Origin of the sequence: Saccharothrix coeruleofusca, from assembly GCF_014648515.1 — a bacterium.
Lineage (GTDB): Bacteria > Actinomycetota > Actinomycetes > Mycobacteriales > Pseudonocardiaceae > Actinosynnema > Actinosynnema coeruleofuscum.
Genome location: NZ_BMRG01000026.1, coordinates 30,831 through 45,427 on the forward strand (window position 1 = coordinate 30,831; position 14,597 = coordinate 45,427).

At 73.1% G+C, this 14,597-nt stretch carries 9 protein-coding genes; 4 read left to right on the plus strand and 5 right to left on the minus strand.

The annotated features are described in order from the left end of the window. The first annotated feature begins 38 nt into the window (after positions 1 to 38). From IEZ00_RS33805 to fxsT, 3 genes are read left to right on the plus strand one after another with little or no spacing between them, the layout of a single operon-like run. Complete coding sequence (locus tag IEZ00_RS33805; RefSeq protein WP_189227456.1) at positions 39 to 1,526, plus strand: VMAP-C domain-containing protein; 1,488 nt, start codon at positions 39 to 41, stop codon at positions 1,524 to 1,526. After that, positions 1,523 to 2,581: an AAA family ATPase gene (locus IEZ00_RS33810; RefSeq protein WP_189227457.1), complete on the plus strand. Its 1,059-nt coding sequence runs from the start codon at positions 1,523 to 1,525 to the stop codon at positions 2,579 to 2,581. Before IEZ00_RS33805 ends, IEZ00_RS33810 begins: the two co-directional genes overlap by 4 nt. Continuing rightward, positions 2,578 to 6,759: an FxSxx-COOH system tetratricopeptide repeat protein gene (gene fxsT, locus IEZ00_RS33815; RefSeq protein WP_189227458.1), complete on the plus strand. Its 4,182-nt coding sequence runs from the start codon at positions 2,578 to 2,580 to the stop codon at positions 6,757 to 6,759. Before IEZ00_RS33810 ends, fxsT begins: the two co-directional genes overlap by 4 nt. 255 nt (positions 6,760 to 7,014) lie before the next feature. On the opposite strand, the gene IEZ00_RS33820 is transcribed toward fxsT, so the two are convergent. Next, complete coding sequence (locus tag IEZ00_RS33820) at positions 7,015 to 7,641, minus strand: UdgX family uracil-DNA binding protein (protein WP_189227459.1); 627 nt, start codon at positions 7,639 to 7,641, stop codon at positions 7,015 to 7,017. Beyond that, positions 7,641 to 7,820 carry a CsbD family protein gene (locus IEZ00_RS33825; RefSeq protein ID WP_189227460.1) on the minus strand — a complete coding sequence of 60 codons (180 nt, stop codon included), beginning with the start codon at positions 7,818 to 7,820 and terminating at the stop codon, positions 7,641 to 7,643. Before IEZ00_RS33825 ends, IEZ00_RS33820 begins: the two co-directional genes overlap by 1 nt. A gap of 282 nt (positions 7,821 to 8,102) precedes the next feature. Here IEZ00_RS33825 and IEZ00_RS33830 point away from each other — a divergent pair, with 282 nt between their 5' ends. Continuing rightward, entirely contained in the window at positions 8,103 to 8,594 is a 492-nt protein-coding gene (locus IEZ00_RS33830; protein ID WP_189227461.1) for an ANTAR domain-containing protein, read from the plus strand. Here IEZ00_RS33830 and treZ read toward each other — a convergent pair. From treZ to glgX, 3 genes are read right to left on the minus strand one after another with little or no spacing between them, the layout of a single operon-like run. After that, positions 8,543 to 10,288: a malto-oligosyltrehalose trehalohydrolase gene (treZ, locus tag IEZ00_RS33835; RefSeq protein ID WP_189227462.1), complete on the minus strand. Its 1,746-nt coding sequence runs from the start codon at positions 10,286 to 10,288 to the stop codon at positions 8,543 to 8,545. The genes IEZ00_RS33830 and treZ overlap by 52 nt on opposite strands. Further along, positions 10,285 to 12,459, minus strand: coding sequence for a malto-oligosyltrehalose synthase (gene treY, locus IEZ00_RS33840; RefSeq protein WP_189227463.1), 2,175 nt, complete (start codon positions 12,457 to 12,459; stop codon positions 10,285 to 10,287). Before treY ends, treZ begins: the two co-directional genes overlap by 4 nt. Next, the gene (gene glgX / locus IEZ00_RS33845) at positions 12,456 to 14,579 is read right to left on the minus strand and encodes a glycogen debranching protein GlgX (protein ID WP_189227464.1); all 2,124 of its coding nucleotides are present in this window, start codon (positions 14,577 to 14,579) and stop codon (positions 12,456 to 12,458) included. Before glgX ends, treY begins: the two co-directional genes overlap by 4 nt. Positions 14,580 to 14,597 lie beyond the last annotated feature (18 nt).

Below are 14,597 nucleotides of genomic sequence, written 5' to 3' on the forward strand. Positions count from 1 at the left end.
GCGATCGGGCACTCCGTCGACCACGAGGGAGCACACGGGTGTGGACGCAAGGGGGCTCCGCGCGGGGCGTGCTGTGGCCGCTGGTGGAGGCTTTGCGGCGGATACCGTCGTTGGCCGACCGGAACGGGCGGAACCTCCTCGTCCGGATGCTGTGCGATGAACTGCGCGAGGAGTTGCCGGTCGAGGAGCACCGACTGGCATTCGGCCACCTGTTCAGCATCGTCGAGGTGTGCGGACAGCGACCCGATGGTTTATCCGCATTAGTGCGGGTATTAGGCCGGATAGAGCAGGAATCGAAACCCATGGCCGAGGTGCGCGCGGCCGTGCGCGGCATGAGCGCGCTTCCGCTGTGGTCGCACGAAGAGCGCCGTCCCGTCTTCGACCTCCTGCGCGGCGTGGTCGTGGACGACCTCCCGGAGATTTACCGGGCGACGGCGGGCCCCTCGGCGCCCCCGCTGCGCGAGCGGTCGACCCCGCTCGACGCCCTCCGATTACTGGAAACCCTCAACGCCGAACCGGACGGGTTGCCGAAACCGCTGCTCTTCGTCGAGCGCGTCGCCGCGGTGGCCTCCGCCGAACTGGCGTCGGAATTGCGCCGGTGGTCCGATGCCCGCGCCGTCGACATGGGTCTGACCGCGGAACTCGACGACCTCCGGCGAAAGCTCGGCTCGCCCGCCCCCGCGCAGGCGCGGCCCGCCAACGCCTACGTGGTCTTCCAGCTCCAGCCGGAGGGCACCTCCGGCGAGGTCTACCGCCTCCTGCACTGGCGGCAGCTCGACCTGTCCGGGGGCTGGTACCCGGAGCGCGGCGAGGACCACACCGGCGATCTGGCCTCGGTCAAGCACCGGGTCGCCGACGTGCTGGAGGAGGTGGAGGCCGCGTGGAGCGAGCAGGCCCCCGCCATCCACGTCGAGTTCGTCCTCTCCGCCGAGGTCCTCAACCTCGACGTGGACCAGTGGCCGTGGGAGACCGACAACCCGCTCCCCGAACCGCTGGGCTGCCGCTACCCGGTCGTGGTGCGCAGCCTGGAGCGGATGGGGAAGCGGAAGTGGCACCGCATGTGGCGCACGCGCTGGCGCGAGCTGCGGTCCCAGCTGGAGGGCAGCGGCGCCATCGCCGAGGAGGCGGGCTGCTGGGGTCGTGACGGCAGCGCCGACGGGTTGCGCGAGCTCATCGCCGCGTTCGACCGCAAGCCCTCCGCCGTCTCGCTCGTGCTCAGCTCACCGCCGCGCGCGGAGTCGGCCGGGCGCGACGAGGTCGCGGTCGGGCTGCGCGCGGGCGTGCCGGTGATGCTGTGGCACCGCGAGGACTGCGGTGCCGCCTTCACCGACGCGGCCCGGCGCCTGCTGCACGACAGCGATCCGCGGGACCTGCTGGAGCGGGTCCGGCTGGCCCGCACCGGCGCTTTCCACCAGGGTCCGGGCAGCCGCCACTGCGGCGCCGCGCTGACCGTGCTGTGGGACGACCCCGCGCGGGTGGTGGCGCCCGTCCGCCCGACCCCACCGGAAGGAGTTTCAGCGGCATGAACGCGAGCGCGGGTGCGCAGCGGCCGAGCGGTGAACCCGGTCCGCCGTGGCACGTCTACCGGGGGACCGCGGAACGGGCGACCGAGCCCGTGGGTCCGTGGCCCGAGGCGCCGCCGTGGCGCAGGTTCACGGGTCGGGGCAACGCGCCCCGACCGCTGGACGACGGCGGGGAAGCCGACCGCCACCTGGGCCGGGCGCTGACCACGCCCCGCACGCCCTACCCCGACGAAGTGGCGATGGTCAACGCCGCCATCCACCTGCGGCGCCCCCTGCTGGTCACCGGCAACCCCGGCACCGGCAAGTCGTCGCTGTCCTACCTGATCGCCCGCGAGCTGGGCCTGGGACCGGTGCTGCGGTGGCCGATCACCAGCCGCACGAAGCTCGGCGACGGCCTCTACAGCTACGACGCCATCGGCCGGGTGCAGGCGGCGGGCGCGGGCGGGCGGGGCGCGGCGGACCCGGACATCGGCGACTACATCCACCTCGGCGCGCTGGGCACCGCCCTGCTGCCCTACGACCTGCCCAGGGTGCTGCTCATCGACGAGCTGGACAAGGGCGACATCGACCTGCCCAACGACCTGCTCAACGTGTTCGAGGAGGGCGAGTACGAGATCACCGAGCTGGTCCGGATCGCCAAGAGCAGGCCCGAGGTGCAGGTGCTCACCGCCGACCACGGCGGCACGGCCACGGTCCACGAGGGCTCGGTGCGCTGCCGCGAGTTCCCGATCGTCATCATCACCAGCAACGGCGAGCGCGAGTTCCCGCCCGCCTTCCTGCGCCGCTGCCTGCGGCTGCACGTGCCCCCGCCCGACTACGACCAGTTGGGGCAGATGGTGGCCGCGCACTTCGGGCAGGCCGAGGGCATCGACCTGGCGCGGCTGATCAGCACCTTCCTGGAGCGCAGCCAGGAGGTCGGCGGACTGGCCTCCGACCAGCTGCTCAACGCCGTGCACCTGGCCGCCCAGCTGGTCACCTCCGGCGCGTACCGGCCCGACCGGGACTGGGAAGACCTGCTGCGGGCGATCTGGCACCCGCTGTCGGCCGAAGTGGGATGACCGGCGCCGGGAGGGGTGCGTCCACCGGCGCGAGGGCGGGCGCCGGTGAGCGCACCCCTCCGACCGAGGCGGCACTGGGCACCCGTGAGCTGACCCACCGGGAGCTGCGCGACGCGCTGTGGTTGGCACTGCGCCTGCGGGGCGCGGCGCCCGCCGCGTGGTCTCCGCCTCCGCTGTCCCCGGCCTCGGCGGACGGCTCCGCGGCGGGTCCGCCGGAGGGAGGTGCGCGGTCCTCGTCGCCGCCTGACCCGGAGGACCCACCACCCGCCTCGCGGGCGTGGGAGTGGTCCGCTGTCGTGGGCGCGGAAGAGCGCGCCCACGACGGCGGACCAGGCGTGGCCGTGCCGACGGCACTGCCCGCCCTGCCCGCCCGGACGCGGATCGCCCGTGCCCTGCGGCCGCTGATGCGCAGCGCTCCCTCGCCTTGGCGGCAGGTGCTCGACGAGGAGCGGACCGCCGAACGCGCGGCGCAGGACGCCCTGTGGGTGCCCGAGTGGCGGCCCGCTGCCTGGCACCGCTTCGAGGTGGCGCTGGTCGTGGACGACTCGCCGTCCATGGCCATCTGGCGGCACACCGCGCGGGAGTTCCACGACCTGCTCACCCGCCAGGGCGCGTTCCGCGACGTGCGGCTGCACCACGCGGACTTCTCGGTGGACCGGCCAGGGCAGGTGGTGCTGCGCCCGGAGAACGCCGAGGCGAAGCCCGTGCGCTGGGCCAGGCTGACCGATCCGACCGGCAGGCGCCTGGTGCTGGTGCTGACCGACGCGGTGGGCGGGGCCTGGCACAGCGGAGCGGCGGAGCACGTGCTGCACCAGTGGGCGCAGCGGATGCCGGTGGCCGTGGTGCACGTGCTCGAGCAGCGCCTGTGGCACTGGGGCGGGCTCGACGCGCGGCGGGTCCGGCTGTCCGCGCCCGCCCCCTGGGTGGCCAACCGGCGGCTGCGCGTCTCGGCGGTCCGGCCGGAGCTCGGCTTCAGCGCTGTCGCCGGGGCTCCCGCCACCCCCGTGCCGGTGCTCGAACTGCCGGGGACCTGGACGACGGCGTGGGCGCGGCTGGTCAGCGCGCCGGGCCCGGAGTGGGTCGAGTGCACCGCGGCGCTGGTGCGGCCGTTCGACGGGGAGAGCGCGCCGGAGGCCGAGGAGGAGGCCGCGGAGGAGCCGGCGGTCGAGCCGACCGCGCGGGAGCGGGTGCTGAACTTCCGCACCGTCGCCTCGACCGCGGCGTTCCGGTTGGCGGGCCTGCTGGCGGCGGCCCCGCTGGACCTGCCGACGATGAAGCTGGTGCAACGGGCGCTGCTGCCCCGCAGCGGCCTGTCGGTGCTGGCCGAAGTCGTGCTCGGGGGCCTGCTGGTCCGCGACCGGGCGGCGGACCCGGCGGTGGCGGCCTACGACTTCCGCCCCGGTGTGCGCGAGGAGCTGCTGGCCGCCGCACGGCGCTCGGACACCGTCCGGGTCGCCCGGCTGGTGGCGGAGCAGGCCCCTCCGGGGGCGACCGCGCTGCGCGACTTCGCCGCCGCGCTGGACGACCCCGATTCGGCGCTGCCCGAGGACCTGCGGCACGTGCGCGTGCAGGCGGCGGTGTTCCGCGCGCTGTCCGGACCCTACCTGGCCAGGGCGAAGCGGTTGGCGGCCCTGCTGCCGGGAGCGCGGCAGCGGGGCGGTGGCTCCTCGGAGGGCGACGTGACCGACAGCGGCGACCCCGACCGGCGCCCCTCGGTGTGGGGTGAGGTCCCGCTGCGCAACCCCGACTTCACCGGCCGCGAGGAACTGCTGGACCTGCTGCGCAGGAGGTTGGCCGAAGGCGGCACCACGGCGGTGCTGCCCGAGGCGCTGCACGGCATGGGCGGCGTGGGCAAGTCCCAGACGGTCGTGGAGTACCTGTACCGGCACGCCTCCGACTACGAGCTGGTGTGGTGGGTGCCCGCCGAGCGGCAGGCGCAGGTCAAGGCGAGCTTCATCGACCTGGCCAAGCGCCTCGGGCTGCCCAGCACGGCGGACGCGGCGGTGCCCGCGGTGCTGGCGGCGCTGCGCGACAGCAAGCCCTACTCCCGCTGGGTGCTCGTGTTCGACAACGCGGACGACCCCGACGACCTGTTGCCGTTCCTGCCCTCGGGGACCGGCCACGTCGTGATCACCTCGCGCAACCCCGCCTGGGACGAGCACGCGCACCCGGTGGAAGTCGACCTGTTCACCCGTGCCGAGAGCATCGAGCTGCTGCACCGGCGCGACCGGGAGCTGGCCGACGCCGACGCGGACGCGCTGGCCGAGGCGCTGGGCGACCTGCCGCTGGCGATCGAGCAGGCGGCGGCGTGGCGGGCGCAGACCGGCATGGCGGTCGCCGAGTACCTGCGGCTGCTGGAGCAGGACCGGGCGCAGCGGTCGGCCGCGGGCGCGTCGGACGACCGGCTGCCCATCGCCGCGGCGTGGAGCGTCCCGCTCAACCGGTTGGCCGAGGAGCACCCGGCGGCCCTGCAGCTGCTGCGGGTGTGCGCGTTCTTCGGCCCGGAGCCCATCTCCCTGGAGCTGTTCCGCGGCATCCGCGACGCCCCGGTGCCCGACGCGCTGGCCGAGGCGCTCAGGGCGCCGATCAAGCTCGACCGGGCGACCCGCGAGATCACCCGCTACGGCCTGGCCAAGATCGACCACCGGAACAACACCCTCCAACTGCACCGCCTGGTCCAGGCGGTGGTGAAAGACCGCCTCGACGCCGAGGAGCGGGAGCGGATGCGGCACGCGGTGCACATGCTGCTGGTCAACGGCGACCCGAACTACCCCGCCGTGGCCTCGACGTGGCCGCGCTACGCCGCGCTCCTGCCGCACGCGGTGATGTCGGAGGCGATCGCGTGCACGGACAGCTGGACCTGCGCCCTGATGATCAACTTCGTCAAGTACCTGCTGGCCAGCGGCGACTACGACGGTGCGATCGAGCTGTCCGGGCAGGGCGTGCGGGCGTGGCGGTCGATCCGCGGCGAAGACGACCTGGACACGCTGGAGATGTCCCGCCTGCACGCGTCGGGCCTGCTCCGCGCGGGCCGCGTGGCGGAGGCGACGGGGCTCAACCACACCACCTACGAGAAACTGCGCGCGCAGCTGGGTGACGACCACGAAACCGTCATCAGCATGATGGACACGGTCGCGGCGGGCTACCGCGCCGAGGGCAGGTTCGCGGATGAGCTCGGACTGCAGGAGACCGTCTACGCCAAGGCGTGCCGCGTCCTGGGCGAGGACGACCCGGCGACCCTGCGGTACGCCAACAACCTGGCGGGCTGCTACCGCTTGATGGGCCTGTTCAGCAGAGCCCGCCTGCTGGACCAGGACACCCTGGACCGCAGGACCACCGTGCTGGGGGCCGACCACCTGCTGACCTTCCGGTCGCTCAACGGGCTGGCGATGGACCTGCGCGAACTGGGCGACTACCGGGCGGCCAGGTCGATGCAGGAGAGCACGCTGCGGCGGCAGCGCGAGCTGTTCGGCGACGACCACCCCTCCACGATCGGCGCGGTGCGCAACCTCGCCGTCGCGCGCTGCCGGGCGGGCGACCACGAGGGGGCCAGGACGCTGGCCGAGGACTGCCTGCGCCGCTACCGGCGCAAGTACGGCGAACAGCACCTGGACTCCGCCACCGCCCTGATGACGTTGTCGGTGGTCCTGCGGCACCTGGGCGACACGCCCGGCGCGGCGGAACTGGCCGAGCGGAGCCACCGCCTGCTCGTCGAGACCCAGGGCGAGGAGCACCCGACGACGCTGATCGCGGCGACCAACCTCGCCGTGGCCCACCGGCTGTCCGGCGACCCGCACCACGCCCAGGAGCTCAACGCCGCCGCGACCTCCGCGCTGCGGCGGCTCTTCGGCAGCGACCACCCCTTCACGCTGGTCGCCTCGACCAACCTGGCAAGCGACCTGGCGGCGCTGGGCGACCACGCGGGCGCGCTGGCCGCGGACGAGGACACGCTGCGCAGGTCGAGCCGCGTGCTGGGCCCCGAGCACCCCTCCGCGCTGGCCGTGGCGCTCAACCTGGCGATCGACCTGCGCCGGACCGGGGAGCGGGACGAGTCCTCGCGGCGGCACGCGCGCGTGGTCGAGAGCTTCCGCCGGGTGCTCGGCGACGCGCACCCCACCACGATCCTGGCGGCCGGGTTCGTCCGGGCCAACAGCGACATCGACACCATGCAGCTGTAGTTCGACGCATGGCGAACCTCACGCGGATTTTCCGTTGCGAGCCCCGCCCGGCAGCGCATAGGTTCGCAGTACACAAGGAAGGAGGTGGTCCGAAGTTGTATAGCTGCAGGACTTGTGAGGTGGCTGTCCGCTAGGACCTGGCCTTTCCCAGGCGACGGTGGTCCTGGTGAATACCAGGCGGCCACCCGGCCCCCGTGATCCCGAGCTCAGTCCAGCTCGGCCCGCCGCGAGGCGGGAAGTGATCCGGGGGCCGTTCTACTTCCCGAGCTTCCCGAGGTGTTCGCGCACGCCGCGCAGGTCGGCCACGAAAGCGCGGTAGGCCTCGTCCCGGTCGGGCGCGCGCAGCACCGACGAGGGGTGCACGGTGGCGACCACCTCGTACTCGTCGAGCGCCACCACCTGCCCGCGTCGCTCGGTCACCTTGAAGTCGTTGCCCAGCACGGCTTTGGCCGCGGTCGCCCCCAGGCACAGCACCAGCCTGGGGCGGATCAGCGCCAGCTCCGCCGTCAGCCACGGCGAGCAGGCCACCACCTCGGTGCGCCCCGGTGTCTTGTGGATGCGGCGCTTTCCGCGCTCGGTGTGCTTGAAGTGCTTGACCGCGTTGGTCAGGTAGACGCCGCCGCGGATCAGGTCGGCCTCCGCCAGCGCCTTGTCCAGCAACCTGCCCGCGGGCCCGACGAACGGCTCGCCCCGGCGGTCCTCGACGTCGCCGGGCTGCTCCCCCACCACCACCAGCTCGGCCGACTCGGGCCCGTCGCCGAACACCACCTGCGTCGCGTCGGCGTACAGGTCGCAGCCCCGGCAGGTCTGGGCGGCGGAGCGCAGCGCCGCCAGGTCCGCGCCTTCGGGCACGAACTCGGCGGCGCTGCGGCGGGTGGGCATCAGCGGTTGGGGCGGAAGGCGTCCTTGACCTTCTCGGCCGCCTGCTTGAGCGCACCGGTGCCCCGCTCGACGCGGCCCTCGGTCTGCCACTGCTCGTTGCCGGTGGCGTCGCCGACCGCCTCCTTGGCGCGGCCCCTGAGCTCCTCGGCCTTGTTGCTGATCTTGTCGTCGGCCCCCATGGCCGGTTCCCCTTCCCTCGACGCCGTTGTCGCCGAAGGATTACCCGGTGGGGTCATCCGGAAACCGGTACCTGCTGTTCACCCCGCTCCCCCGCCTCTACTACGGTGATCGTCCACGCGGTTGAAAAGCCAGCCGCAAGCCACCGGGCACCCCCGCCAGGGGTACCAGGGTCAGCGAGGAACAGGCGCTGAGGGCTTGCCGAGCGGGCTCTCTCGCCGCGCCACGTCCCTCGCACCGCTGGCAAGGCTGACCAGTTCCGTACGTGCGAGAGGAGCCCGACCGTGGTCGGGGACATGGGCCAGGACGATTCGCTGACCGCGCGGATCGCCAGCCTCGAAGCCGAGGTGATCGGATTGCGCAACGCGGTGCAGACCCGCACCGTGATCGGTCAGGCCACCGGCCTGATCGCGGCCGTGCAGGGCTGCACTCCCCAGCAGGGGTTCCAGTTGCTGGTGCGCATGTCGCAGCACCACAACGTGAAGCTGCACACCATCGCCGTGAAGCTGATCGACCTGGCGGTCGAGCTGGGGCCGCGCCAGGCCGTGCGCGCGGTGCACCTGTCCGGCGAGTCCAACGGGCGAGCCGAGGTCGTCGACTGGCCGGGGGTGGAGGTGGTGCACGCGGCACGGCAACTGGTCGCGGCCTACGACGCGGCCACCGCCACCTCCGACCAGCGGCCGGAGGTGCGAAGACAGCTGGCCGACCAGGTGACCCTGGCGGGTCAGCTGCTGGCCGAGCGGCTCACCGAGGTCGGGTGGCTGCCGGACAGCTGAACCACGGCGAACGACTCGGCGGGCAGGTGCAGCGACCGCCCGGCGGGGACCACCTCCGCCGAGGCCAGCAGCACCTCCGCGGCCTCGCCGTCGAGCCGCACCTCCGCGGCCCCGCCGAAGTTGCACGCCACCCGCAGGCCGCCCCGGTGCAGCACCAGCACCGGGCCGTCCTGCTCCACCCGGAACCGGTCCAGCCTCGGGTCCGACAGCTCCGGCCGCGCCCGCCTCAGGGCGATCAGCGCGCGGTAGAGCTCCAGCAGCTCGCGGTGCCCCTCCTGGTCCACCTCGTCCCAGCGCAGCGTCGAGCGCCGCGCGGTCTCCGGGTCCATCGGGTCGGGCACCTCGGACTCGCCCCAGCCGTGCCTGCCGAACTCGCGCCGCCGCCCGGTGCGCACCGCCTCGGCCAGCTCCGGGTCGGGGAACGAGGCGAAGAACTGCCACGGCGTGCTGGCCGCCCACTCCTCGCCCATGAACACCATCGGCGTGTACGGGGAGCAGAACACCACCGCCGCGCCGACCGCCAGCTTCGCCCGCGACACCGTCGCCGACAGCCGGTCGCCGACGGCCCGGTTGCCGACCTGGTCGTGGTTCTGCAGGTAGGCCAGGAACCGGTAGCCGGGGACGCGCGCGGTGTCCACCGGCCTGCCGTGGGTGCGTCCGCGGAAGGACGACCAGGTGCCCGCGTGCAGGAACACCCGGCGCAGCGTGGTGGCCAGCTCGCCCTCGAAGTCCGGGTAGTAGCCGTGCGTCTCGCCGCTGAGCGCCACGTGCAGCGCGTGGTGCAGGTCGTCGGCCCACTGCGCGGTCAGCCCGTAGCCGCCCGCCTCGCGCGCGGTCACCAGCCTGGCGTCGTTGAGGTCGGACTCGGCGATCAGCGACAGGGGCCGCCGCAGCGCCGTCGCCAGCGCGTCCACCTCGGCCGCCAGCTGCTCCAGCACGTGCAGCGCGCTGCGGTCGACCAGCGCGTGCACCGCGTCCAGCCGCAGCCCGTCGACGTGGAAGTCGCGCAGCCAGCCCAGCGCGTTGTCGATGACGTAGCGGCGCACCTCGTCGGCGCCCTCGCCGTCGAGGTTGAGGCCCGGCCCCCACTCGTTGCTGCCCGCGAAGTACGGCCCGAACCGGTCCAGGTAGGCCCCGGACGGTCCGAGGTGGTTGTAGACCACGTCCAGCAGCACGGCCAGCCCGCGCGCGTGGCAGGCGTCGACGAAGCGCTTGAACCCGTCCGGGCCGCCGTAGGGCTCGTGCACCGCGCCCCACAGCACGCCGTCGTAGCCCCAGCCCGCGGTGCCGTCGAAGGAGTTGACCGGCATCACCTCGACGTGCGTGATGCCCAGGTCCACCAGGTGGTCCAGGCGCTCGATCGCGGCGTCGAAGGTGCCACCGGGGGTGAAGGTGCCGATGTGCAGCTCGTAGATCACCGCGCCGGGCAGCGCCCTGCCGGTCCAGCCGTCGTCGGTCCACCGGAACGCGCCGTGGTCGTAGACCCGCGACGCCTCGTGCACGCCGTTGGGCTGCCACAGCGAACGCGGGTCCGGCAGCGGCTCGCCGTCGAGCACGAAGGCGTAGTCCGCGCCCGCGCGACCCTCCGCGTCCGAGTGCCACCAACCGCCCTGCCCGGCGGTCATCTCGTGGTCCTGGCCGTCGACCCTCACCTGGACGCGCTCGTGCAGCGGCGCCCACACCGAAAAGCTCACCGATCTCCTCGCACCAGCAGTGCCACGGGGTAGTGGTCCAGCAGTTCGGCCAGCCGGACCGAGCCGGACGGGGCCGACACCGGCCGGGAGGTCAGGACGTCGGTCCACTCCCCCGGCGGCAGCGGCAGCACGGTGTCCCGCCAGCCGCCCGAGCGCGCCAGGCCCACCGGCAGCCTGGTCGCCACCGTGATCAGACCGGTCCGCTCGAACGCCACGGCGTGCTCGGCGGCCTCGCCCTCGGCGCGCACCGGGCGGTAGCCGCGGAACAGCTCCGGCCGCTCCCGGCGCAGCCGCAGCGCGCGGTGCACCACCAGCAGCTTGGCCGCGCCCGAGTCGTCCACCTCGGGCAGCCAGCCCTGCTGGAGGCGGGCCAGCAGCCTGCGCCGCAGCCCGTAGTCCACCGGGCGGCGGTTGTCCGGGTCCACCAGCGACAGGTCCCACAGCTCGGTGCCCTGGTAGACGTCGGGCACGCCGGGCGCGGTCAGCTGCACCAGCTTCTGCCCCAGCGCGTTGGACCAGCCGGGCTGGGCGATGGTGTCGACGAACGCGGCCACCTCACCCGCGACCTCGCCGTCGAGCACCCGCGCGGGCCAGGCGTCCACCGCCGCCTCGAACTCCTCGTCGTGGTCGACCCAGGTGGTGCGGACCTTGGACTCCTTGGCGGCCTTCTCCAGGTAGGCGCGCATCCGGTCGGCGGTGATCGGCCACGCTCCCACCAGCGACTGCCAGGCCAGCAGGTTCAGCGACGGCTCGTCGATCGGGTGCGCGGCGGTCCACCGGCGCACCGCCTCGGCGAACTCGTCGGGCACCTCGGCCAGCACCGCCAGCCGCGCCCGCACGTCCTCCGAGCGCTTGGTGTCGTGGGTGGACAGCGCGGTCATCGCCAGGGGCGAGCCCGCCTCGCGGGCGGCGGCCCGGCGGTGGAACTCCGCCACCGGCACGCCGAACCGGTCCGGCGCCCCGCCCACCTCGTTGAGCGCGACGAACCGGGTGTAGCGGTAGAACGAGGTGTCCTCGGTGCCCTTGGCCACCACCATGCCGGAGGTCTGCTGGAGGCGGGTGGCCAGCTCGCCGCGCGGGTCGGCGCGCACCTGCCGGTCCAGCGCCTCCACCGCCGGGCTGGTGCAGCGGCGCACCGCCTCGGCCCAGTCCCGCCCGCCCTCGGGCAGGTAGGACCGGTAGACCGGGAAGTTGACCATCACCTCGGCCACCGCCCGCTCGGCCTGGTCCCGGTCGGGGTGGTCGAGCAGGGCGGCGATCCGGCGCACCTCGGCGCGCAGGATCGAGCCCACCACTAGCTCCCGGCTGGCCCGGTCGACCTCGTCGAAGTCGGTGGGCACGCCCAGCTCCCGCGCCAGCGCGGTGAACGGCGCCTCGCCCGCCGGGTCCACGAACAGCCCGCACACCTCGCGCAGCGCGTCGTAGCCGGTGGTGCCCTCGACCGGCCAGCTCACCGGCAGCGACTCGTCCGCGCCGAGGATCTTCTCCACCACCACCCAGACGCCCGAGCGCTCCTTGAGCCGTCGCACGTACCCGCCGGGGTCGGCCAGGCCGTCGGGGTGGTCCACCCGCAGCCCGGTCACCTCGCCCGCGGCGACCCAGCGCAGCACCTCGCCGTGGGTGGCCTCGAAGACCTCCGGGTCCTCCACGCGCACCGCGGCCAGCGTGGTGATGTCGAAGAACCGCCGGTAGTTCAGCTCCTGGTTGCCGCGCCGCCAGAACGCCAGCCGGTAGTGCTCGTGCTCCTCCTCGGAGTCCTCGTCGCCCGCGAAGGGCAGCAGCAGCGGTCCGGCCTCCCAGTCGATGTCGAAGTACTTCGCGTAGGCGGACTCGCGGCCGTGCTGGAGCACGTCCCACCACCACGGGTTGGCGTCGTCGTGGTCGACGGCCATGTGGTTGGGCACGACGTCGACCACGAACCCGAGCCCGGCCCGGCGCACGGCCCGACTCAGCGCGACCCGCCCGGCCTCGCCGCCGAACTCCTCGCGGGCGCGGGTCGGGTCGACCACGTCGTAGCCGTGCGTGGAGCCCTTGACGGCCTCCAGCAGCGGGGAGGCGTAGAGGGCCCCGACGCCCAGCGCGTCCAGGTAGTCCACCACCGCCTCGGCGTCGGCGAAGGTGAACTCGGGGGTGAACTGCAGCCGGTAGGTGGAGCTGGGTGCCCCGCTCATGCCACGCCCGTCCGCTGCAGCACCACCAGCGACCGCGCGACCAGCGGCAGGGTGCCGCCCGCCGGGATCGGCTCGCCCAGCTCGGGTTGGGTGACCTGACCGGTGGCGGTGTCGATCACCACGGTCCACTGCGGGCCGTAGCCCTCGTCCGGCAGCGTGATGGCGATCTCCTCGTGGTGGGCGTTGAAGGCGATCAGGAACGAGTCGTCGAGCACCCGCATGCCGCGCTGGTCCAGGTCGGGGATGCCCTCGCCGTTGAGGAAGACCACCAGGCAGCGGCCGAAGCCGTCACCCCAGTTCTGCTCGGTCATCTCCTGCCCGGAGGGGGTGAACCAGGCGATGTCGCGCAGCTCGTCGCCGCGCCGGATCGGCCTGCCCTGGAAGAACCGCCGCCTGCGCAGCACCGGGTGCTGCTTGCGGAAGGCGGTCAGCGCGGCGGTGAACTCCAGCAGGTCCCGGTTCTTCTCCGCCAGCGTCCAGTCCACCCACGACAGCTCGTTGTCCTGGCAGTAGGCGTTGTTGTTGCCCAGCTGGGTGCGGCCGATCTCGTCGCCGTGCAGCAGCATCGGCACCCCCTGCGACAGCAGCAGGGTGGCCAGCAGGTTGCGCCGCTGCCGCTCCCGCAGGTCGTTGACCTCCGGGTCGTCGGTGGGCCCCTCCACCCCGCAGTTCCACGACCGGTTGTCGTCGGCGCCGTCGCGGCCTTCCTCGCCGTTGGCCAGGTTGTGCTTGTCGTTGTAGGAGACGAGGTCGTTGAGGGTGAACCCGTCGTGCGCGGTGACGAAGTTGATCGAGGCGAACGGGCGCCGCCCGTCCTCCTGGTACAGGTCCGACGAGCCGGTCAGCCGCGAGGCGAACTCCCCCAGCGTGGCGGGCTCGCCCCGCCAGAAGTCGCGCACCGTGTCGCGGTACTTGCCGTTCCACTCGGTCCACAGCGGCGGGAAGTTGCCCACCTGGTAGCCGCCGGGCCCCACGTCCCACGGCTCGGCGATCAGCTTGACCTGGCTGACCACCGGGTCCTGCTGCACCAGGTCGAAGAACGTCGACAGCCGGTCCACGTCGTAGAACTCGCGCGCCAGCGTGGCGGCCAGGTCGAAGCGGAACCCGTCCACCCGCATCTCGGTCACCCAGTACCGCAGCGAGTCCATGATCAGCTGCAGGGTGTGCGGGCTGCGCACGTTCATCGAGTTGCCCGTGCCGGTGTAGTCCATGTAGTACTTCGGCTCGTCGTCGACCAGCCGGTAGTACGCCTGGTTGTCGATGCCGCGCATGGACAGCGTCGGCCCCAGGTGGTTGCCCTCGGCGGTGTGGTTGTAGACCACGTCGAGGATCACCTCGATGCCCGCCTCGTGCAGGGCGCGCACCATGCCCTTGAACTCCTGCACCTGGCCCGCGCTCTCCGGCAGCGCCGCGTACGCCTCGTGCGGGGCGAAGAACCCGATGGTGTTGTAGCCCCAGTAGTTGCGCAGCCCCTTCTCCACCAGGCCGTGGTCGGTGACGAACTGGTGCACCGGCATCAGCTCCACCGCCGTCACGCCCAGCTTCTGCAGGTGCTCGATGATCACCGGGTGGGCCAGGCCCGCGTAGGTGCCGCGCAGCCGCTCGGGCACCTCCGGGTGCTGCATGGTCAGGCCGCGCACGTGGGTCTCGTAGATGACCGACTCGTTGTACGGCGTCTTCGGCGGCCGGTCGTTGGCCCAGTCGAAGAACGGGCTGACCACGACCGACAGCGGCACGTGCCCCGCCGAGTCCTGGTCGTTGCGCTGGTCGGGCTCCCCGAACGGGTAGCCGAACAGCGACTCGTGCCACTTCACCTCACCGGTGATCGCCTTGGCGTACGGGTCGATCAGCAGCTTGTTGGGGTTGCAGCGCAGCCCCTGCTCCGGGTCGTACGGCCCGTGCACCCGGTAGCCGTACTTCTGACCGGGTCCGATGCCGAGCAGGTAGCCGTGGTGGACGAAGCCGTCCACCTCCGGCAACCTGACCCGCGTCTCCTGGCCGTCGTCGTCGAACAGGCACAGCTCGACGTACTCGGCCACTTCGGAGAAGAGGGTGAAATTCGTGCCGACGCCGTCGTACGTGGCGCCGAGCGGGTAGGGCGTTCCTGGCCAGGGCCGCAACAGTGCTCCTCAAGTCCT

Bases quoted from the DNA above. Each gene is read 5' to 3' on its own strand.
- IEZ00_RS33810 (WP_189227457.1), top strand. From the start codon at position 1,523: ATGAACGCGAGCGCGGGTGCGCAGCGGCCGAGCGGTGAACCCGGTCCG.
- fxsT (WP_189227458.1), top strand. From the start codon at position 2,578: ATGACCGGCGCCGGGAGGGGTGCGTCCACCGGCGCGAGGGCGGGCGCC.
- IEZ00_RS33820 (WP_189227459.1), bottom strand. From the start codon at position 7,641: ATGCCCACCCGCCGCAGCGCCGCCGAGTTCGTGCCCGAAGGCGCGGAC.
- IEZ00_RS33825 (WP_189227460.1), bottom strand. From the start codon at position 7,820: ATGGGGGCCGACGACAAGATCAGCAACAAGGCCGAGGAGCTCAGGGGC.
- treY (WP_189227463.1), bottom strand. From the start codon at position 12,459: ATGAGCGGGGCACCCAGCTCCACCTACCGGCTGCAGTTCACCCCCGAG.